The sequence below is a fragment of the Candidatus Pristimantibacillus lignocellulolyticus genome, from assembly GCA_023639215.1.
Lineage (GTDB): Bacteria > Bacillota > Bacilli > Paenibacillales > Paenibacillaceae > Pristimantibacillus > Pristimantibacillus lignocellulolyticus.
This window is the reverse complement of record CP097899.1, coordinates 5,139,467-5,160,165: the sequence shown is the minus strand read 5'-3', so window position 1 is coordinate 5,160,165 and position 20,699 is coordinate 5,139,467. Positions and strand designations below refer to the sequence as shown.

The window sequence follows — 20,699 nt, the reverse complement described above, 5'->3', positions numbered from 1 at the left end:
ACTTTGTTATCTACCTGATGAACTGAAACAATTGTAAAATTTTTGCGTATAACACTAAGAGTGGTCAAAGGAGGGGTAGAATGAATGGTTTTATTGGGTTATTATTTTTAATTGGTGGATTAATGGCATTCTTCTCGCCTCAGACAGCGTGGTATCTGTCAATTGGATGGAAGCTAAGGGATGCAGAACCTAGTGATGCAGTACTTGCTTGGAATCGGATTTCCGGGGTTATTTTAGTGTTGATTGGTTTTATTATGGTGGTATCATCTTGTGCCACGTTATTTACAGGTGGAAGTCAAGGACGATGGGCAGCGCAGTTTCAAGAGCGAGTAGAAGCTGGCGAAGTGAGTGAAATTAAAATTGAGAGCTATCAAAATATATATTTAACTACTGACGAATTAACCGAAATTATTGCACTTATTCGCGACGCTGAATTATCTCCTTTCGAAAAGCCTACCATGTATGGCTACAGTGGGTCAGGATTATTGACATTTGATAATGGTGATGAAGTTGAGTTAATACTGTTTGGTTCTTCCGGAGGTATCGAGCTCCATCCAAGGGATATAGATAAAGCTTTTAAAATTGAAAGTAGTAGACTTGAGAGTAGGATTAGTAGTTATCTCAACAAAATTGAATAATTTAGTCTTTATGCACAAAAAAATGATGTCTTATAATCTGGAAGCAGACCATGAGACACCATTTTTTATTTTTTATTCATTAGGCTATGTTTACTACCGTAGAACATATAGACTAGCAATCCGATGATAAACCAAATACCGCATGCAATCCATGTATGAACGGATAGTTGGAAGATTAAAAATATACTTAGTAAGAAAGATGCGATCGGAACAAATGGAAAGAGCGGTACTTTGAATCCACCTGAAGGGATGTTCTTATCTCTTCTTAAGTAAATAACGCCTATAGATACAATAATAAAGGCGACTAACGTTCCAGTGCTTACTAATTCAGCTAGTTCAGATAACGGAATGAAACCAGCACATAAAGCTACAAGGATTGAGAAAATCCAAGTGTTTTTTATCGGTGTTTTATATTTTTTGTTAAGCTCGTACATACTTTTGGGCAGCAATCCATCTCGTCCTAAAGCATATAGAACTCTAGTACCACCATACAACATAACAAGAATGACGGTCATCATACCAATAACAGCACCTAATGAAATAATACCTGCGACCCAATCTTGGTGAATAACTTGCAGCGCAAAGCTGACAGGATCAGTTACATTAAGATTTGTATATGGAACAATACCGGTTAATACAAGCGAAACCGTTACATAAAGTAAAGAGCAAATTACTAACGACCCAATAATACCAATCGGCATATTGCGTCGTGGATTTATCACTTCCTCAGCAGCGGATGAGACTGCGTCAAATCCGAGATATGCAAAGATAACAAGTGATGTACCAGTTAATACACCACTTACCCCGAAAGGCATAAATGGTTGCCAATTTACAGGTTCCACATAGAAGATACCAACGCCAATAAATAAGAGAATAACTCCTACTTTGACAAAAACCATTATCGTATTAATTTTTGTAGACTCTCGAATACCAATCGTTAATAACAGAGCAATAACTAACACGATAGCGATCGCTGGTATATTAATATACGTTCCATTGGAAGGATTCCAAGGGCCAGATATCGCATGTGGTATTGCGAGATTAAACCCAGCTAGTAATGAATTTAGATAAGATGACCAACCCGTCGCGACTGATGCCACAGCTAGACCATATTCTAATAGCAATGCCCATCCAACTAACCATGCAATTAATTCTCCAAAAACAACATATCCGTAAGTATAAGCACTACCAGCAACAGGGATAGCTGATGCAAATTCTGAGTAACACATTCCAGCGAATGCACAGACAATTGCAGCCAAAATAAACGAATAGATAATTGCTGGTCCAGAGTGACTGGCAGCTACTGTGCCAGGAAGAATGAATATACCTGTTCCAATAATGGCTCCAACCCCAAGCATAATGAGATCAAATGGTCCTAATGTTTTTGATAGCTTAACACCATTGTGGTTGTTTAATAATTCTCCAACAGGTTTTTTCCTGAACCATACACTTCTCATAATAAACCCCAATCTTTTTAAACATATGTAGAAATTTTATACTGTTACTTACTAAATATCAAATATTGTGAGTAACTTTCAAAATAATATGGAGATCTATGAAAAATTTAGAAAAATAACAAACAAAAAGGATGTCTCATTTTTAAAAAGAGACATCCTTTTATATTATATATTTCCCTATAAAGGAGAAATTTACTATTATAAGTTCAAAAAAATATTAGAAGTAAACATGAGTAATTTCTAACGTTCGTTCCGATGTTAAGTCAATAAATTCATGACCTACTTTAATAAGTGGACTGAAAAACTCAGTTGGATGAGTCATTATAATTGTTCCTGAACGACCATCATTCAAATTAATTCTTTTTCCAATAAAGTTAGGAATCATATGTTGAATAAAAGTTTGAGTGATGACAGGATCTAACTCCGAGAAGCTAAGACGATATAACTCTTTCAGTACGAATAATAGATCTCGTTCTTTTTGATAAACACGTGAGGAAATCATTGCGCTATAAATATCTGCCACAGCGATAATTCGCCCAATTTGTGAGATTTCTTGACCTTTAACACCATGAGGATAACCAGTCCCATTAATTCGCTCATGATGTTGTAAGGCACCGATAGCTAATTCCTTATCAGCGTGTGAGTTAATAATAATTTCATAACCGTATACTGTGTGACGTTTGATCTCCTCAAATTCCTCGGGAGTCAATTTTCCAGGCTTATTAAGTACGGATTCATCAAGTTTACATTTTCCGATATCATGTAAGAACCCTGCATTTCCTGCTGTTGTAGCCTCTTCTTTGGACAATCCCATCCAATTAGCTAAATAATAGGTAAGCATTCCAACTTGAACGGAATGTTGGTATGTATAGCTGTCTTGATTATTAAGTAGTAGTAATAATGAAACGACATCACGTTCTAAATGTAAATTTTGAAGTAGTGGATTAAAAGTAGCTGCAGCAGCCTCTGTATCAATCGAATTCTCTGTTCTAGCGATATGGAATAATTCTTGAATATTAGTAACTACCGCATCATAGATAGGTTTTACTTGAGGGACCCACTTAGGTGTAACAGTAGATTCAAGCGTTCTTTCTAGTTGATCAAAGTCTTCAAGACTATTTGTAATAATACCGCTCTTATCTAATATGTCTATATAATCAATTTGATGCTGCATTAGTTTACTTATTTCAGCAGAATAAAGGACCGTTTTTTTTGATAGTATGTGAAGTCCATAGTTGTTAAACACATCGTCTTTCAGAACATCGCCGTCTACAATGTCTGTTACATGAATTCTCATAATCCACCTCATTAAAATATGTACAAGCCTATCAATAATATTTATGTAATTAACAATTCCGTTACAAGTCCAATATTATCAAAATTTGTAATGGCTTTCAATGAAATAAATTTTAAGTATCTAACAGTAGTAACTATATTTGAACAATATGGGCGATTATTGCTTCTGCTCTTGCAATATCATCTGTTCCTTGTACGATTGCACGGCCATCAGGAAAGAATATAATCGTATGTTTCTCATCGTAAAATAATTTAAGTAAGTAAGTATTTCGCTTTAGTTTGTAATGGGTATTATAATAAACTTCTAGTTGATCTAATGTAATATTCGTTGAAGCGGGAAGAGTTACTTGAACAGCATTTCTACCACATAATGTGGAGCTGAACACATTAGGCTCATCATGCAGTAGATTTTCAAAGTGTTGCTGAACACAAACTGGGCAATCAGTTTTTCGAGCATGTGCGATATTTAATTTTAATTGATCATTAGTCCAGCAATCTAACTGTAGTAGTGATTGATGGAGGAAGGAACTATTATGACTACAGAATTTGATAACTTCTGTCACCTGAATTGAGGCTATCATATGTACGATTGGACTTAGTACTCCGGCAGTATCACAAGTCTCGACTGTACCTAATGCAGGTTTTTCTGGAAATAAGCATCGATAACAAGGTGTCTTCTTAGGTATAAATGTAGCAGTAGAACCACTCGTACCAACCACTGCTCCGTATACCCACGGGATTTCATGCGCAATTGAATATTCATTAATAAGATAACGGACAGAAAAATTATCGCTACCATCAATAATGATGTCGATCTGATCAAGATACTCTCCAATGTTAATAGCAGAAAGATCAGCGATAACCGGCACAATTTCTATGTTTGAGTTGATAGCTTGTAAATGCCGAGCTGCAGCTGTAGCCTTAGGGGAAAACTGTATTGCATCCTCCTCTGTATACATAATTTGTCGTTGTAAATTACTAAATTCTACAAAATCACGATCAATTAAACGCAAATAGCCGATTCCAGCTCGTGCTAGCTGCTCGGCGATAACGGAACCTAGCGCACCTAAACCAACGATTGCACATCTTGCTTTGTGTAATTCTGTTTGGCCAGTTGCGCCTATATGTGAAATTTTTAATTGCTTAGAATAACGTGATAAGTTATCTATTATTACCTGGTCAGTCAATTTGATTACTCCTAATATGGATTTGAGATCATATAATTAATTATTGATGTAGACTTGCTGTAGGTTTCCATGGTCCTTGCTGATGCCCCTTCCATTCGGAGCCATCTTCCCATATCTCTTTCTTCCATATCGGTACGATTTGCTTTAATCTTTCGATAGCATACCGACTTGCTTCATAACAATCATCACGATGTGCAGTTGCGACTGCGATTACAACACTAATCTCAGCTAACCCAACAGAACCAATACGATGAGTAATCGCGCAATCTGCCCCATGCCAACGTTCAGCAATTTCTTGACCAATTTGTTGCATCGTAGCGATCGCCATTGGCTCGTAACATTCGTAATCTAAACTTATCGTTCTCATGTCTCCGGTAAATTCTCGGGTTGTCCCAACGAAGAGTAGAGTTGCTCCGTAAGCTGGAGTAATGACCTTATTCATCACTGACTCGGTATTAATTGCTTCATTTGTAATTACAAATTTTGAAAGGTTAGCTTTGACTTGTGGCTCTGGATGATCTCCCCGCTCTCCGCCAGACACAGGAGGAAGGAGAGCTAGTTCTTGCTCCAGATTAATAATTTGTTCATCGATGCAATACTGCATATTAGCAGCTATATAACAGTTTGCAAGTGAAGCAGCTTGCTGTGGGAAAGCTTCACAAAGTTGTTGTTTCAATTGTAATGTTGTATAAGAAGGTTGCTCGAGAGAGACCTCGAGAACAGCGCTTCCGAAGCGTTCAGTTAAACCTGCAAAAAGCTTGAATTTCCATTGATATGTCATATTATTACCTACTTTATTTCATAATGTACAATAGTATTAAAACGTGTTCAAAAAGTGGGCTTTCAGAATCAAGTTATCAAAGTCTGCTTTTTGAACTACAGCTAATAGCATACCATAATCGATTTAAAAATGTTATGCTATAAGCAGTAGTGAAGGGAAGTGTCAGCATGCAATTACTTGAGGACCGATACGGAAGATTACACGATTATTTGCGCATTTCAGTTACAGATCGTTGTAATTTACGTTGCTTGTACTGTATGCCTGAAGAAGGTGTGCAGTTTGCTGCTTCTGAAACTTTACTTTCTTATGATGATATCGTTGAAATTGTTAAAGTTGGAGCATCCTTAGGCATAAAAAAATTAAGAATAACTGGTGGAGAACCATTACTTCGACCTAATTTACACGAATTAATTGGTCGACTTTCAGCCATTCCTCAGATCGAGGATATTGCATTAACGACTAATGGCATATACCTTGAATCTCAGGCTGAAAAATTACGAAAAGCTGGTTTGAATCGGGTTAATATAAGTTTGGATACACTTGATCCAACACGATTTCGATTTATTGCAAGAAATGGTGACTTGAAAAAAGTGTTAGCAGCAATTGAAGTAGCAGCGAAGGTTGGATTCTCACCTATAAAATTGAATTGTGTCCTACTTAAAGGTATTAATGAGGATGAAATTGCTGATTTTCTCAAATTAGCTTATGAACAACCATTGCATGTTCGTTTTATTGAATATATGCCTATTGGGCATGCTGATGAAGGTTGGAAACAGCATTATTTGCCGCTTTCCACCGTATTAGATATAGCTCATAAAGAAGGCTATAACATAAATGTAAAGAATGAGATTCAAGGTAATGGACCGTCTGAAAACTGGGAGTTTTCAGGAGGAATAGGCTCATTCGGTCTTATTCATCCTATTAGTGATCATTTTTGCAAAAACTGTAATAGACTGCGATTAACTTCAGATGGTCTGATCAAGCCTTGTCTATATTGGATGGATGAGCTAGACATGAAATCTGCATTAGGTAACAGTGATGAGATGCGCAATATTTATTATAAAGCGATGCAAATTAAGCCGCAAAATCATGAGATGGCGGAGAAGTTACTGGATATTACTCAAACTCATGTACCGACGGAGCGCAGAATGTCTCAAATCGGCGGCTAATATAAAGAGAGTAATGCGAAGCGAAGTGTGGGGTGATAGAGATGGAAAAAGACATACAAATAAAGCGGATCGTGATCTATCATAGTAACGATATTCATAGCAGACTTGAAAATAGTGCCAAAATCGCAACGATTATTAATAATGGACGAAAACAATTTGGTGAGGAAAACGTAATAGCTGTAGACGTAGGCGATCATATGGATCGAGCTAGAATGGAAACAGAAGGAACGGATGGCTATATACATCGTGAACTATTGAATGAAACACGTTATGATGTCATCACACTTGGAAATAATGAAGGACTAACCTTTACTGCGGAACAACTTGACGCCGTATATAGTGGCAATAATAGTTTTCAAGTTGTCTGTAGCAATATTCATAATTTAGAGGGTGAAGATCCTCGCTGGTTGTTACCCCACTCCATTATCGAAAGAAACGGAATTAAAATTGGGATTGTAGCTGCAACAGCAAATTACAATAGTTTTTATGAACAAATGGGTTGGCAAACAGAAGACCCGTTACAAGCCATTAGTACTCAAGTTGCTTTGATTCGAGATCAGGTTGATATTGTGGTGCTTTTATCACATTTGGGAATTAAGATCGATGAGGTTATTGCTGAGAAATGTAATAACATAGATGTGATAATGGGGGCTCATACACATCATCTTTTGGATCCTCCAATTGTTATCAACAATACACTTGTATGTGCGGCAGGCAAATTTGGAACTCATGTAGGTAAAGTTACTATTCAATTAGACACTATGACGAACGAATTAAAAATTAATGGTGAGTGCATTGCTACTGCTGCATATGAGGAACATACTAGCATCACAACTATCATCTCCCAATATGGTTTGCATGCAAAAGAAGTGTTACGAAGACCAATAACAATATTATCACAACCACTACCTACTTCACTTGAAAGAGAAAGCCCGTTAAGTAATCTATTAGCAATGGGATTACGCAAATGGTGCGATGCTGAGATTGGATTAGTTAATTCTGGACAATTATTAGCAGGTTTGGCTGTTGGTGAAGTGACCGCAGGAGAAATTCATGGCATATGCCCTTCCCCTATTAATCCATGCCGTATGACCTTGTTAGGTAAAGATATTAAAGAAGCGTTAGAGCAATCGGTACTCGATGAATACATCCAGTTACCAATTAGAGGATATGGCTTTCGTGGTGAACGACTAGGTAATCTTGCAGTAGATGGTTTAGAGATTCAGGTGCAACGTAGCAATCCATCTATGGAGAAAATTATCTCTATCAAGGTTAATGGTATGCCTCTAGAACTAGATCGGTATTATAGTGTGGGTACGATTGATATGTTTACATTTGATATAGGATATAGAAGTTTAGCTAATTACGAAGAGGTTATATACTGTTTGCCAGAGTTTATTCGATATATCGTTGAAATAGAATTAATGCACTTTGACAATATTGTCCAAAGTCAATATCTTCGCTGGAGTTATGTGTAGAATTAACGCCAAATGTGAATGGAAAGATAGTAATCGTAATCGAAGAAATGGAATTCTTAAAAAATATGTTGTCGCAATTCTTTGAATAAGAGTAAAATAAAGTATAGTTCTATACAGAAGGGATTAGAAGTATGCGTCTTCTCACGATAAAGCAATGTAAGCCAGGTATGAGGCTAGCAAAAAAGATATTTTCAGAGGACGGTATCGTACTTCTCGGCGACGAGATGGAGCTGACTGAAAGGTTAATATCTCGTTTGGAGGCATGTAATGTACAATACGTATATATCAAAGATCCTCGGACAGAAGATATTAATCAATCGCCATTAATAAGTGAGGATACATTTCGTATTGCGGTGAAAGAAATCCGGAAAAATTTTGCTGCCATGATGACACCTGTTGCTTCACATAAACCAATTCGTCGCCCATTTATCGCTAAACCTCTTAAAGAAATGATGGGTCTAATTATTGACGATTTATCCGATAATAAAGATGCTATGATTATGTTAATGAACATGGGCATCGTTGATCATTATTTGTATCAGCATTCGTTAAATGTGTGTGTGTACACTACATTATTAGGAATGAGTCATGGTTATTCTCGAGATGAAGTTATTCATTTGGGCTTAGGTGCATTACTACATGATATTGGTAAAACTCAAATTGCTATTGATATATTAAAGAAGCCCCACTCTTTGACGATACAAGAATATGATGAGATGAAGCTTCATACTACAAAAGGATTTGAACTTCTAAAAGATGAACCGAATTTTCCGCTTTCTATTGCTCATTGCGCTTTCCAGCATCATGAACGGTTAGATGGTAGTGGTTATCCTCGAGGTTTATCTAGTAATGAAATTTCAGAACATGCAAAATGGATCGGTATCGTGGATTCATATGATGCGATGACTACTAGCAGAATATATAGTAACCCGATGCTCCCTCATGATGCAATGGAACGTCTATATGCAGGATCTGGAACATTATATGAACAGTGGATGCTTGCACATTTTCGTGATAAAGTAGTAATCTATCCGATCGGAATATCGGTGAAACTTAGTACTGGTGTATTTGGCGTAGTAACCAATTATAACGCTAGCTATCCTCATCGTCCCATCGTCCGTGTTCTTATGAATGAAGCGGGAGAAGATCTTACTGTTCCATATGAAGTCGATATGTCTACTAGTTTGAGTACGATGATAATAGCAGTTAATGAAGATGATATTTCTATTAAAACATAAGTATTACAGAGTTTACGAGATGGTTCAGCCTCCGAAAAAGATTACTAATTTCTTGTTTAGTTAATATGAGATTTTAATATAGGATGCTCGAAGACCGCCTCTTAACAAGGCGGTTTTCTTGTTGAGAGTGAAAAAAATAAATTTACATATTGAGTTTGCTTCTATATCACTAGACACTTACAATATATATGAATAGAAAAGTAAAAAAGGTTAAGGTGCGATTACAATAATGAATCAATTACTATTACCAATGTCTCCGACAAATGATCCCTGGGAGGCTATACATTCGTTACAAAAATATGGTAGACATCGACTTACTAGTGTCGAGATGACCGTAACCAATCTCTGCAATATGCGTTGTGAGCATTGCGCGGTTGGCGATACTTTAGTAATGAAAGAGCCTGAGAAAATTCCATTGGAACTTATGCTGAAACGACTTGATGAAGTGAAAGAACTTCAGACAATTAGCATTACAGGTGGAGAGCCTACGTTTGCACAGAAAACAGTAGACGAATATATCGTCCCACTTCTTCAATATGCTAGAAGTAGAGGTATTCGTTCACAAATCAATTCGAATGTAACACTCCCATTTCAGCGTTATGAAAAAATAGCCCAATTTCTTGATGTTATGCATATTTCATTTAATTACACGGAAGCAAAAGATTTTCATGAAGTTGGTTTTGCAAAAGCTGGTCACTCTGTTCCGCTAGGGGCAGCAACTAAGCTTTACAATCAAATGATCGATAATGCTAAACGTTTATCTGATGCTGGTGTACTAGTATCAGCAGAATCGATGATTAATTATCGTACTCATGAGAAAATAGATCGTATCCATGAATTAATTGTTGAGATGGGTTGTCAACGTCATGAAGTTCATCCGATGTATCCAAGCTCATTCGCTAAAGATTTACCAGCGATTACGAAAGATGAGATGCGTAAGGCTATTGAGTTACTACTTAATACAAGGAATAAATCAATTTGGATGCTTTTCGGAACATTACCATTTTATCATTGTAGTAATCTTGCAGAGGAAAGACAATTACTAACTCGTCTTAGCCACGAGCCTAATGTGTCAGTTCGTAATGATCCAGATGGTCGAAATAGATTGAACGTGAACTTATTTACAGGTGAAGTATTCGTAACAGATTTTTCTGATGTTCCTTCGTTCGGAAGCATATACAAGGAGCCTCTTGAACATATCTTTGATCAATGGCTAGAGCACCCTTTAGCTAAGAGTGTGAATTGTCATTGTCCTGCTGTTTCATGCAGCGGTCCTAACCTGTTAGTGAAAGATATGTACTATAAGGAGGATAATTTCCTACTTCGTAAGGCAATAATTGATTAATTAGGTGAGGAAGTGATACTTTGTCAGTTCGTGCGATGCTTTCAATTGCAGTTGCTCTCGGTTTGCTCTATTTATCGTTTACTGTAGGTGCTCCGTTTCTGTTAGCGCTGGTTGTGGCAATCTTTTTGGAGCCACTAAATAAATTATTTATGACAAAGCTTCATATGCCAAGACTAGTGGCGGCGATTATTTCCTGTACATTATTTACAATCGGATTACTTGGATCAATGTTTCTCATTGGACTTAAAGTGCTAAATGAAGTTATTGCTTTCGTTGAGAAATTACCACGTTATTTCTCAAACTTAAGTGGTATTACTGATGACGTGTTAGTTCAATTAAGAAAATCATACGAAAATTTACCGCCAGAAGTAGTTGAAAATATAGAAAAGTATATGACAACGATTATCGATTGGCTAACAAAAGCAGCGATGGGCCTATCTGGCAAATTAGGATCAGCACTTTCAGCATTGCCAAGTATGTTTGTTTTCTTTATCGTGTTCATTGTTGCTGTATACATGTTAAGTTTCAGTCTTAACACATTGAAACAATCCGTCATTTCATTTTTCCATGAAGATTCTCACGATAAAGTAACGACAGTATTAGACAGTTTGAAAGTATCCATCTTTGGGTTTTTACGTTCTCAAATTATTTTAAGTGCAATGACTTACGTGATCTCACTAGTAGGATTATTAATTCTCGATATAAAATATCCACTAGCCATTGCATTACTTATTATTATTGTAGATATTTTACCGATTCTTGGGACGGGTTCTGTACTTGTGCCTTGGGCAATATACTGTTTATTCGTTGGCGATATTTTCACATCTATTGGTTTAGTATTACTATTCGTAGTAATTACAGTATTCAGACGTACTGTTGAACCGAAAATTTTAGGTGATGCAGTAGGGATAGGAGCGTTATCTGTTCTGATAAGTTTATATGTGGGATTGGAACTTGTAGGTGTAATTGGTGTTTTCCTCGGGCCACTAGTTGTCATTATTTACTCCGCATGTAAAAAGGCAGGTATCATTCCGTCTTCGATTAAACTGTAATTACATATTCGATGTCGAATAAGCTACAGCGCGTTACATCGTTATCAAAGTCTGTTTTTTGAACAACTCTTTCAATAAAGGTTCAAAAAGCAGGCTTTCAGAACCGAGAAGATGGAGTGCTACTTGAGGAAGGAGGAAACGCAAGTGTACATGTTTGGTACACGCGTACCGGACTTCCCAAGTTCGCTTCATATTTGAAGCCGAATAACCTAACGAAGCTAAACATCGTTATCAAAGTCTGTTTTTTGAACAACATCTATAGGGTAGGCGTAGGAATGCTTTTGAAAAAGTATATCCCTACGCCTATTGTTTTTATCAGATGACAAAACATGGTATAGTGTATGTAGCAAAATGAGATGAAAAGGAGTAATTCAGATGTCTGATTTGCGAATGAATTTCACTAACCATTCATGGGTTCGATTGTTATTGTTAATTTCTTTAATCGGTTTCGGTTTGTTTGTTGCTACGCCTGTCTTTGCAGCGGAAGCAGAAGCAGATCCTAAAATATCCATATTGAAACCATTGATAGCTATTGGTCTATTTTGTATTATGAGTGCAGTAGTTCATCAAATATGGTTTCGTGATCATAAGTTATTAGAGAAAAAGTTTATATTGAAAAAGACGCCGCTAATTTGGACTAGCATTCTAATAGGGCTAGCCATTCGATTGTGGCTTGCAGCTACGAATAGCGGTTATGTTAATGACCTCGCATTATTTCACTATTGGGGAAATTACGCATACTCAGCTGGTATGCTTGAGTTCTATCATGGAGATTTCTTTGTTGATTACCCTCCTGGCTATATCTATGTACTTTACATTGTCGCATGGTTAGGTGATTTATTAAATATCGACTACGGAAGTATGGGATTCCTCATTCTTTATAAGTTGCCTGCTATTATTGCAGATGTTATAGCTTCCTTATTAATTTTCAAATTAGCAAATAAAAAGCTGTCGATGCCGATATCCCTGGGGCTTATGCTTATATATTGGTTTAATCCTGTTGTACTGATAGACGGTGCAGTATGGGGACAAGTAGATTCTATCTTTGCATTAGTACTAGTCATAAGTATTGCGTTCTTTATGGATAAAAGAATTGCTGCTGCTTCTGTAACTTTTGCCATTGCGGCGCTTATTAAACCACAAGCGTTTATCTTTATGCCAATTGTTCTATTAGCACTATGGTATGGACGCAGTTGGAAAAATGTAATGATTAGTGCTGCCTATGGTTTTGGAACATTTTTATTGTTAGCTCTTCCGCTATTTTTAAAGGGAGACGGGTTAAATCAGTTAATAGATCTTTATAAGGGAACTCTATCCTCGTATGCTTATGGTAGCTTAAATGCCTTTAATCTTTACTCATTGTTTGGTTATAATTGGATTGAACTAGATGAGAAAATGTTAGGTATTACATTGGAAATCTGGGGATATGTCGGAATAGCGTTAGCAGTGTTTTATGCTGGCTGGCTCGGACTGCGAAGTAAAGTGAAACTCGAACAGCTATATTTCATCGCAGCTTCGTTAATTGGAATTGTATTTATTCTTGTCACTAAAATGCATGAACGATATATGTTTGTCATTATTGTTTTACTAATTATGGCATTCGTTCAGCATCAGGATCGGAGACTGTTGCATCTGGTCTATGGCTTCACCATTACAAATACATTGAATTTATATGATGCATTGGCATTTAGTCCAATGACTACGTTTGTTCCTAATGATGGGGTAGCTATTCTTAGTGCAGCAGGTAATGTCATATTACTTATTTATATGCTATATATTGGAGTTGATCTATTTATCAAGAAGCGAACATTGAATGTTGATGCACGTGATGCACAATTAAAATTACAACATGCTGCTGAAATCGTAACTTCAGATGTGCTGGATACGGATGAAATACAGCCACCGCGTCGCTGGTACGATATCGGTATGAAGCGGAAAGACTGGATTATTGTTGCAATAGTAACATTAATCTATGGGATTATTGCTTTTATTAATCTTGGGGATATGAAGTCTCCTAAAACAGTGTGGGAACCGACTGTCGTAGGTGAGTCCGTTATATTTGATCTAGGGACTTCTCAGCCGATTGAACGAATTACAAGCTTTGGTGGAGTAGGTAGCGGTGAATATAGTTATTCATTTGCTAATGAGTTAGGTCAATGGTCCAATGAAGTTGTTGTCACCCACGATCACGTGGCGGTTTTTGCTTGGCATGAAGAAAATATTATGCAAGATGTAACTTATGTAAAACTTACAGCTACGAAACTAGGATTCCGTTTACATGAGTTAGGCGTATATGTTCAAGGTTCTCAAGAGCCAGCTCCAATGACTATAATCGAAAATACGAATAGTGATTCGAAGGCATCTCACTTAATTGATGAGCAACAGCTATCACAATATCATCATACGTATAAGCACGGTAGCTACTTTGATGAAGTATACCATGCTCGTACTGCGTATGAGAATATCGAAGGAATTCAAGCCTATGAAAGTACACATCCTCCTTTAGGGAAAATACTTATCGCTCTAGGCATTCAGCTATTTGGCTTTGGTCCTTTCGGTTGGAGATTTATGGGGACATTGTTTGGCGTGCTGATGCTTCCGGTCATATACTTCATGGCGAAAGCTATTTTAAGGAAAACCGTATATGCAGCAGGGGCGATCATATTACTAGCCGTAGACTTTATGCACTTTACGCAGACAAGAATAGCAACCATTGATGTTTATGCCGTATTCTTTATTATGTTGATGTTCTTCTTTATGAATCAGTATGCAACACTTAATTTCTATCGAGAACGGCTCCGATCTACTTGGATACCATTAGGTTTAGCCGGATTATGCTTTGGACTCGGAGTGGCATCGAAATGGATTGTATTATATGGTGGGGCAGGACTAGCAATAATGCTAGCCATCGTATTATGGCGTAGATACCAACAATATCGTGCTGCAAAGTTACTACTCGAAGAAGGTAAAAATCTGAAAGTTGAATATATCGCACAACTAACAACGATGAAGCAGAAGTTTGTTCCTTACACGGTGTATACACTATTGATTTGTATCTTATTCTATATTGGAGTGCCGGCGCTAATTTATGCGTTGTCGAACATTCCAGTACTGACAGCATTGCCTTCGGGATATACATGGCAAGCATTAGTAGATTATCAAGTCAATATGTACAATTACCATAGCAATCTTGTTTCTTCTCATCCATTCTCCTCAACTTGGTGGGAGTGGCCATTTATGAAGCGACCTGTATGGTATTATGTAGACAGTGAAATAGCGACAGGATTACGTTCTACCATTGTAGCTTTAGGAAACCCAATTATTTGGTGGAGCGGCATATTTGCAATGATCGCTACAATCTTTATTAGCATCCGCAAAAAAGAGTATATGGCGATGATGTTATTTATTGCATATGGTTCGCAATACATTCCTTGGATGTTAGTGCCGCGGGAAACATTCCTTTATCATTATTTTGCGATGGTGCCATTCATCGTTTTAAGTATTATGTATATTGCTAAATATATTGAAGAGAAGAATAGAATGCGTAAGATCGGCAGAAATGTCATTATAGCTATTGCGATCTTCCTATTCATATTGTTCTATCCCGCATTATCAGGTGCGGTTGTTTCAGAGCAGTTTGTTAATGATTATTTGAGATGGTTCCCTTCTTGGTTATTTTAGTTATTAAGTTACGATATAGATTGGAGATATAGCATGTCTACTCGATCAGTTATGTACAGTATTATTGTGCCTATGTACAACGAAGAAGAAGTAATAACGACAACATTTGAACGACTTACGGAAGTAATGAAACAAACGAATGAAAGTTACGAATTAATCTTCGTCAATGACGGGAGTAAAGATGCTTCTGCAGCGATCATATCTGAACTAGCTAATATACATGATGAAGTTGTATTGATTGATTTTTCTCGGAATTTTGGTCATCAGATTGCTATTACTGCTGGGATGGATTATGCGAATGGTCAGGCGATTATTATTATCGACGCTGACCTTCAAGATCCTCCTGAAGTGATGTTAAGGATGATTGAAAAGTGGAAGCAAGGATATGAAGTAGTCTACGGCAAACGCATTAAACGTAAAGGTGAAACTTGGTTTAAGAAGACTACAGCTAAGATGTTTTATCGTATATTAAGAATGATGACGAATGTAGAAGTTCCAACCGATACCGGAGATTTCCGCTTAATAGATCGAAAAGTGTGTGATGTTCTAAAAAGTTTGAAGGAAAAAAATCGATTTGTTCGTGGATTGATTAGCTGGGTTGGCTTCAAGCAGACTAGTGTAGAATTCGTTAGAGAAGAGCGTTTCGCTGGAGTTACGAAATACCCATTGAAACGTATGATCAGCTTTGCGTTAGATGCGATCACTTCATTCTCGTACAAGCCTTTGCGAATTGCTACTTATGTGGGCTTCTTAATCTCTCTATTTAGTTTTGTTTATTTGCTTGTAGTTCTATATCAACGTATCTTCACGGAATCAACAGAAGCAGGATGGGCAAGTATTATCGCGCTTAATTTATTATTTAACGGGATCATTTTAATCTTGCTAGGGGTTATCGGAGAATATATCGGGCGAATTTACGATGAATCCAAAAATCGACCATTATATATCGTTCGAGAAGTCGTATCACAAGAGAATGTAGCAGAGTCAACTGGGAATCGAATAATGGAGAAACGTGAGCAAGATGAATGATAAAGAACAAGCTGCAATTCAGGAGTCGAATAAGGATTCTGAGCTAATTAGTAAAAAGTCTATGAAGCAGTTTGTTATATTCGGGATAATTGGCATTAGTAATACGGCAGTAGACTTTATTATGTTTTGGCTACTTATTCAGACGTCACTACATTATGTTATTGCAAATATAGTGGCTTATGCTGTAGGGATGTTGAATAGTTACCTTTGGAATAATTCGATTACTTTTAAAGATAAAAGAGGAAATGATCAAAATATTGCAATAAAACGTATAACAAGGTTTATAGTATGGAATGGTTTGATGTTGCTATTATCAAGTGCGCTAATCTACGCTGTCGTCGAGTACATGCATTGGCACGCTTTAATTAGTAAATTAGTCGTTACAGTAGTTATCCTTGTTATCCAGTTTCTCGGTAGTAAGAAGTGGGTATTCAAGCAATAATAATGTGACATTGAAATTCAGAATAATTATGACGCCTATTTTTAAAACTTAGGTCACCAACCCCTAGGTAATAACATATGATATGTTGACTGTATCCCTTGACCTTGGTATTACACAAAACCCTGGCAAGGAGGGGTGAAACACATTGAAGGGAAACGACCACAAGAGCAAATTTTTACTAACGAATCGCGAGCGAGAAGTATTTGAATTACTGGTTCAGGACAAAACAACAAGAGACATCGCTCAGCAACTTTTCATCAGTGAGAAAACCGTGAGGAACCACATCTCCAATGTTATGCGTTTTGAAACACACATCGAATTTCTCTAATATTATTCGAAAATGTTTTGCTAATCTTTCGATAAACCTATAAACCATTAGGTCTTTCATAGGTTATAGTTATAACATAGAGATAAACGGTTAGGAGCTAGATATAGTCGATAATAACTAGTGAAAGGAACCGTTTTGCATAAGGTGTTAGGCTTGAGGTCTGATTGGGACGAGGTAAATGTCCATTGAATAATAGCAGACAAGTCTAGCGCCTTTTCTCTATGTCTCGTAGCATCACGAACAACATAAGCGAGGTGAGGGCATCACTTCACTGTTAACACAACTACGAGACACATATTGCTTATCCGAGGATCTCTTATGAGGTCCTTTTTTGTTACTCTGCTCCTGCTTGTGGGAACAAGTGCTATCCTCCGCATTTAGTGTGAGCTAGATGTCGTGTGCTGACTACTGGCACATGTTAGGCGATGTTGACCGCATCGTAAAGGTGCAGATCGTAGGGGTTAGCTACTACCCAAGAAAAGTAGCGGTTTAATTTATAATGTGCGTGGAGCCGAAAGGTGATCGGTAATCAGATATAGGGGAACTATTCGGGGCTTGGTAAGTAGTATGCGTAGGTCGAATAGAGATGGAAAGCAGCCGCATGGCGGTACATCTACCCATAGCAGTAAAACGAGGCGTCCAGTCCACGCCTACCCTATATCATGTAAGGTTCGATTCCTTGCCCACGCAATTGGACAAACTTTCCTTTTTTGATATGATTAACTTAATCAACGAAAGGGGATAAGGATATGGATTTAGTGAATCAAATGGAAGTTTTGAGAACTATAGTTGGTGCAAGCTTAGAGATGAATAAGAAAAAAATGGATTACTTTAAGAAAAGAGGTTTTTTTTTAAGAGGATCTACGATTGTGCTTTCTTCGCTTGTTACAATCTTCGCTGGATTTGGTTTGAGTGGAATTGCGTTAGTGGCTTCTGCTATATTAACTGCATCAATCGCTTTTGATTCTCTCTTAAAATACAGTACGTTATATAGACTGTATTATCGTAATCTTACAAGACTCTCAGTTTTAGATGTTAAAATTAATATGTCTTTAGCCTCACAATGGTATAGTGAAGATTTATATGAAGAGTGGTTTAATGAGTATAATGATATTCAAAAAGACTTTCATGAAAATAGAATTAACATCATGAAAGAATCTGAAAATCATCAGGCATTCTCTACAAAATAAGAGTATTCACGAGATAATCGGGGAACTGATGTTCGGTTAAACGCGAGATAACGTGAGAATACTGGAGATCAAAAGCATGTGATTTCACCTTAATGGCTGAATATGGTCAAATATGGGTGAATATCGCTTTTGACGACTTTTTTTATTATCGTTATAATGCTCTTATCCCTTTATAGCACTCAAGTGACAAAGTACAGTTTTTTAAGTTCCTCTTATATCTACGATATCATATAAACATATTTTTAAAAATACACACCAATTTATAGCGCATGCGAAATTGGAAAAGGGGAGTTTGAGGGGGAAAGGTGTGCCCCTCAAGGTCTAAATCTTTTAAACACGTCGCTGTTTCATACGTGCTCTAAAGTAGGAGATATAACATTCGTTAGAAAATATACGTTAACCACATATTCGTTATACAAGAGCTGCTCAATAGAGTGGCTTTTTTTGTTGTCTATAAACAGAACGTATGTGCTGAAAAGGAGAGGTTATAGTGAGCTGTGATAAACCTAAATTATATGAAAATAAACAGGAGAAACTGAGTGCGTTAAAGGTGATATGGTCACTTTCTACACTAGCGATGTTAATCATTACGTGGATAGTATTGCTTTTGCAGTTATTAGATAGTGATAGACACACTGTTAGTATCAAAGTTCATAACAATGCAGGAGCTAACATTGAAGAAAAGACGAGTGGCAACACTGGAACACCAGCTGATCTATACAATAGAAACCCATTCAGCGTATTTGATACATATAGTCCATACAACATATATCAGAATCCATAAGGAGGAGATTAGAAAATGAGCAGTCTAAACAAAGTAATCACCTTTGAGTGCATGGTATGCAAACATCAAATGACAGATAAGGCATATAAGATTGATGGTAGGAGTTGTGAAAAGTGCAGTGGTCCTATAATGCGTGTGGAGAGTGATGAGTAATGAGTGGAGGTAGTTACAATTATCTTTGCATCACTAGAGATGAGCAGTTATTTGAATATGGAGCAATTAATACTTTAGAGCAGATGAGTAACAGATTAATTGAACTTGGACATGAAGATGCTGCTAAGGAAACATATGAGTTAAAGTTGATCATACAACAAGCGAAGTTAAGAGCTAACACCATATCTGAAAGAATGAACAAAGTGTGGAAAGCTGTTGAATGGTATGACAGTGCTGATTGGGGTAAGGATTCAGTTGATAAGGCGATTAGTAATTATCGAGGTGACTGTAAATGAAAATCACAAAGAAACAACAGAGATCAACCAAAGCTATAGCAGCAGTAATGCTCACAATGTTCTATTGTATCAATGTTCAATCAGTAAGGGATGATGTACCAAAGCAAATGGCACGTAATGATGAACTGCATACGGAGTGGAGTGAATTAAATGAATCTATACGAAGTATATAACGGATTTAACGGTGATGGACCAGTATTTGTAACAGTAGTAGCTCTTAATGAGGAACAGGCAAGATCATTAGCTAGTAAGGCTTTTAAAGAAGATGCTCACAGTCCATTTGGGACAACTATGTATGAGGAAAGATATTGGACTAACTTAGAAGTCGAACTTCTAGCAAGTTGTAACGAGCCTTATGTTAGTGGAGTGAAATGTTAGCATATGGCTAAGATATGGGCAAAGAAAGTAGATCCATTCTACAAGAGTACAGCCTGGTTAAAGTGTAGAGCATACGTACTATTGAGAGACAACTACTTATGTCAAACATGCTTGAGAGATCAGGCACTTACTCCAGCTAATACAGTACATCATATCAAGGCTAGATTAGACTATCCTGATCTTGCACTAGATACAGACAACCTAGAGAGTATATGTCCAAGCTGTCACAACAAAGAACATCCTGAGAAGGGTGGAGGACAGAAGAAAGATGCAAGGAAGAAGAGAAGAGTTAATGTTGTAGTATCAAAGGCTAATGAAGAATGGTGGTGAAATAAGATGAGTGAAGTTAAAGCTCCTTTGTTTGAATTACGTATCCATGACTTGGATAGTGTACCTGAAGTATATCTAAATGGTGAGAAGATCGAAGGTAAGCAATTGATTGAGTATAATTGGGAAACCAAAGATAGTATTTCATCAGGTCTACACAAGGTACTGTTGAAGTATTACAAGAAAGATACGAATGAAGTATTAATAAAAGGATTCGAAAGACCTGAAGTACACAAATTCGAATTGTATACGGATCAAGGACCTTCATTTAGTCATGAAGAATTAGCAGAGTATGGAGAAGACAAAAAACTTAATATTCATATAGAAGAGTAACAAATACGCATGAGTTAATCAGATAATAGTGGGCGCGGCGGCGGTTGCTTATTTGGTGTGCGCTTTAAAGCGTTTTAAAGGCTGTTAGAGACGTTTGAACTCTAGTGGCTGTCATAA

Annotated in this window: 21 protein-coding genes; 17 read left to right on the top strand and 4 right to left on the bottom strand. The window is 37.0% G+C overall.

Going from position 1 to position 20,699, the window contains the following annotated elements:
* The first annotated feature begins 80 nt into the window (after positions 1-80).
* A complete protein-coding gene (locus NAG76_22690) occupies positions 81-638 on the top strand; it encodes a hypothetical protein (GenBank protein URN94588.1) in 558 nt (185 codons plus the stop codon).
* Between the two features lie 65 nt (positions 639-703).
* Here NAG76_22690 and NAG76_22685 read toward each other — a convergent pair whose 3' ends face one another.
* The 4 genes from NAG76_22685 to NAG76_22670 form a co-directional block, all read right to left on the bottom strand.
* The gene (locus NAG76_22685; protein ID URN94587.1) at positions 704-2,095 is read right to left on the bottom strand and encodes an amino acid permease; all 1,392 of its coding nucleotides are present in this window, start codon (positions 2,093-2,095) and stop codon (positions 704-706) included.
* Positions 2,096-2,312: 217 nt separating this feature from the next.
* Entirely contained in the window at positions 2,313-3,392 is a 1,080-nt protein-coding gene (locus tag NAG76_22680; protein URN94586.1) for an HD-GYP domain-containing protein, read from the bottom strand.
* Positions 3,393-3,525: 133 nt separating this feature from the next.
* Positions 3,526-4,578 (bottom strand): ThiF family adenylyltransferase, encoded by a 1,053-nt coding sequence (locus NAG76_22675; GenBank protein ID URN94585.1) that lies wholly within the window; start codon positions 4,576-4,578, stop codon positions 3,526-3,528.
* 40 nt (positions 4,579-4,618) lie between these two features.
* Positions 4,619-5,359: a molybdenum cofactor biosynthesis protein MoaE gene (locus NAG76_22670; protein URN94584.1), complete on the bottom strand. Its 741-nt coding sequence runs from the start codon at positions 5,357-5,359 to the stop codon at positions 4,619-4,621.
* A gap of 167 nt (positions 5,360-5,526) precedes the next feature.
* Here NAG76_22670 and moaA point away from each other — a divergent pair, with 167 nt between their 5' ends.
* The 16 genes from moaA to NAG76_22590 all read left to right on the top strand — a co-directional run bounded on the left by moaA (position 5,527) and on the right by NAG76_22590 (position 20,582).
* Positions 5,527-6,528 carry a GTP 3',8-cyclase MoaA gene (gene moaA, locus NAG76_22665; protein ID URN94583.1) on the top strand — a complete coding sequence of 334 codons (1,002 nt, stop codon included), beginning with the start codon at positions 5,527-5,529 and terminating at the stop codon, positions 6,526-6,528.
* A gap of 41 nt (positions 6,529-6,569) precedes the next feature.
* The gene (locus NAG76_22660) at positions 6,570-8,006 is read left to right on the top strand and encodes a bifunctional metallophosphatase/5'-nucleotidase (GenBank protein ID URN94582.1); all 1,437 of its coding nucleotides are present in this window, start codon (positions 6,570-6,572) and stop codon (positions 8,004-8,006) included.
* 131 nt (positions 8,007-8,137) lie between these two features.
* Positions 8,138-9,244, top strand: a complete 1,107-nt coding sequence (locus tag NAG76_22655) for an HD-GYP domain-containing protein (protein ID URN94581.1) — start codon at positions 8,138-8,140, stop codon at positions 9,242-9,244.
* Between the two features lie 229 nt (positions 9,245-9,473).
* A complete protein-coding gene (gene yfkAB / locus NAG76_22650) occupies positions 9,474-10,589 on the top strand; it encodes a radical SAM/CxCxxxxC motif protein YfkAB (protein ID URN94580.1) in 1,116 nt (371 codons plus the stop codon).
* 20 nt (positions 10,590-10,609) lie between these two features.
* A complete protein-coding gene (gene ytvI, locus NAG76_22645) occupies positions 10,610-11,641 on the top strand; it encodes a sporulation integral membrane protein YtvI (protein ID URN94579.1) in 1,032 nt (343 codons plus the stop codon).
* Positions 11,642-12,016: 375 nt separating this feature from the next.
* Positions 12,017-15,322, top strand: coding sequence for a phospholipid carrier-dependent glycosyltransferase (locus NAG76_22640; protein ID URN94578.1), 3,306 nt, complete (start codon positions 12,017-12,019; stop codon positions 15,320-15,322).
* A 33-nt stretch (positions 15,323-15,355) separates the two neighbouring features.
* Positions 15,356-16,351, top strand: coding sequence for a glycosyltransferase family 2 protein (locus NAG76_22635; protein ID URN94577.1), 996 nt, complete (start codon positions 15,356-15,358; stop codon positions 16,349-16,351).
* The gene (locus NAG76_22630) at positions 16,344-16,793 is read left to right on the top strand and encodes a GtrA family protein (protein URN94576.1); all 450 of its coding nucleotides are present in this window, start codon (positions 16,344-16,346) and stop codon (positions 16,791-16,793) included. The genes NAG76_22635 and NAG76_22630 overlap by 8 nt, the downstream gene beginning before the upstream one ends.
* Before the next feature lie 145 nt (positions 16,794-16,938).
* A complete protein-coding gene (locus tag NAG76_22625) occupies positions 16,939-17,121 on the top strand; it encodes a helix-turn-helix transcriptional regulator (GenBank protein ID URN94575.1) in 183 nt (60 codons plus the stop codon).
* A 749-nt stretch (positions 17,122-17,870) separates the two neighbouring features.
* Positions 17,871-18,311, top strand: coding sequence for a hypothetical protein (locus NAG76_22620; GenBank protein ID URN94574.1), 441 nt, complete (start codon positions 17,871-17,873; stop codon positions 18,309-18,311).
* 490 nt (positions 18,312-18,801) lie between these two features.
* Positions 18,802-19,095: a hypothetical protein gene (locus tag NAG76_22615; protein URN94573.1), complete on the top strand. Its 294-nt coding sequence runs from the start codon at positions 18,802-18,804 to the stop codon at positions 19,093-19,095.
* Between the two features lie 152 nt (positions 19,096-19,247).
* Positions 19,248-19,544 (top strand): hypothetical protein, encoded by a 297-nt coding sequence (locus NAG76_22610; protein URN94572.1) that lies wholly within the window; start codon positions 19,248-19,250, stop codon positions 19,542-19,544.
* Positions 19,541-19,717: a hypothetical protein gene (locus NAG76_22605; protein URN94571.1), complete on the top strand. Its 177-nt coding sequence runs from the start codon at positions 19,541-19,543 to the stop codon at positions 19,715-19,717. Before NAG76_22610 ends, NAG76_22605 begins: the two co-directional genes overlap by 4 nt.
* Positions 19,695-19,922: a hypothetical protein gene (locus NAG76_22600; protein ID URN94570.1), complete on the top strand. Its 228-nt coding sequence runs from the start codon at positions 19,695-19,697 to the stop codon at positions 19,920-19,922. The genes NAG76_22605 and NAG76_22600 overlap by 23 nt, the downstream gene beginning before the upstream one ends.
* Before the next feature lie 3 nt (positions 19,923-19,925).
* Complete coding sequence (locus NAG76_22595; GenBank protein ID URN94569.1) at positions 19,926-20,252, top strand: HNH endonuclease; 327 nt, start codon at positions 19,926-19,928, stop codon at positions 20,250-20,252.
* 6 nt (positions 20,253-20,258) lie between these two features.
* A complete protein-coding gene (locus NAG76_22590) occupies positions 20,259-20,582 on the top strand; it encodes a hypothetical protein (protein URN94568.1) in 324 nt (107 codons plus the stop codon).
* Positions 20,583-20,699 lie beyond the last annotated feature (117 nt).

Bases quoted from the DNA above. Each gene is read 5' to 3' on its own strand.
- NAG76_22640 (URN94578.1), top strand. From the start codon at position 12,017: ATGTCTGATTTGCGAATGAATTTCACTAACCATTCATGGGTTCGATTG.
- moaA (URN94583.1), top strand. From the start codon at position 5,527: ATGCAATTACTTGAGGACCGATACGGAAGATTACACGATTATTTGCGC.
- NAG76_22600 (URN94570.1), top strand. From the start codon at position 19,695: ATGAATCTATACGAAGTATATAACGGATTTAACGGTGATGGACCAGTA.
- NAG76_22670 (URN94584.1), bottom strand. From the start codon at position 5,359: ATGACATATCAATGGAAATTCAAGCTTTTTGCAGGTTTAACTGAACGC.
- NAG76_22590 (URN94568.1), top strand. From the start codon at position 20,259: ATGAGTGAAGTTAAAGCTCCTTTGTTTGAATTACGTATCCATGACTTG.
- NAG76_22610 (URN94572.1), top strand. From the start codon at position 19,248: ATGAGTGGAGGTAGTTACAATTATCTTTGCATCACTAGAGATGAGCAG.
- NAG76_22660 (URN94582.1), top strand. From the start codon at position 6,570: ATGGAAAAAGACATACAAATAAAGCGGATCGTGATCTATCATAGTAAC.
- NAG76_22685 (URN94587.1), bottom strand. From the start codon at position 2,095: ATGAGAAGTGTATGGTTCAGGAAAAAACCTGTTGGAGAATTATTAAAC.
- NAG76_22630 (URN94576.1), top strand. From the start codon at position 16,344: ATGAATGATAAAGAACAAGCTGCAATTCAGGAGTCGAATAAGGATTCT.
- NAG76_22680 (URN94586.1), bottom strand. From the start codon at position 3,392: ATGAGAATTCATGTAACAGACATTGTAGACGGCGATGTTCTGAAAGAC.
- yfkAB (URN94580.1), top strand. From the start codon at position 9,474: ATGAATCAATTACTATTACCAATGTCTCCGACAAATGATCCCTGGGAG.
- NAG76_22620 (URN94574.1), top strand. From the start codon at position 17,871: ATGGATTTAGTGAATCAAATGGAAGTTTTGAGAACTATAGTTGGTGCA.
- NAG76_22605 (URN94571.1), top strand. From the start codon at position 19,541: ATGAAAATCACAAAGAAACAACAGAGATCAACCAAAGCTATAGCAGCA.
- NAG76_22635 (URN94577.1), top strand. From the start codon at position 15,356: ATGTCTACTCGATCAGTTATGTACAGTATTATTGTGCCTATGTACAAC.
- NAG76_22655 (URN94581.1), top strand. From the start codon at position 8,138: ATGCGTCTTCTCACGATAAAGCAATGTAAGCCAGGTATGAGGCTAGCA.
- NAG76_22595 (URN94569.1), top strand. From the start codon at position 19,926: ATGGCTAAGATATGGGCAAAGAAAGTAGATCCATTCTACAAGAGTACA.
- NAG76_22690 (URN94588.1), top strand. From the start codon at position 81: ATGAATGGTTTTATTGGGTTATTATTTTTAATTGGTGGATTAATGGCA.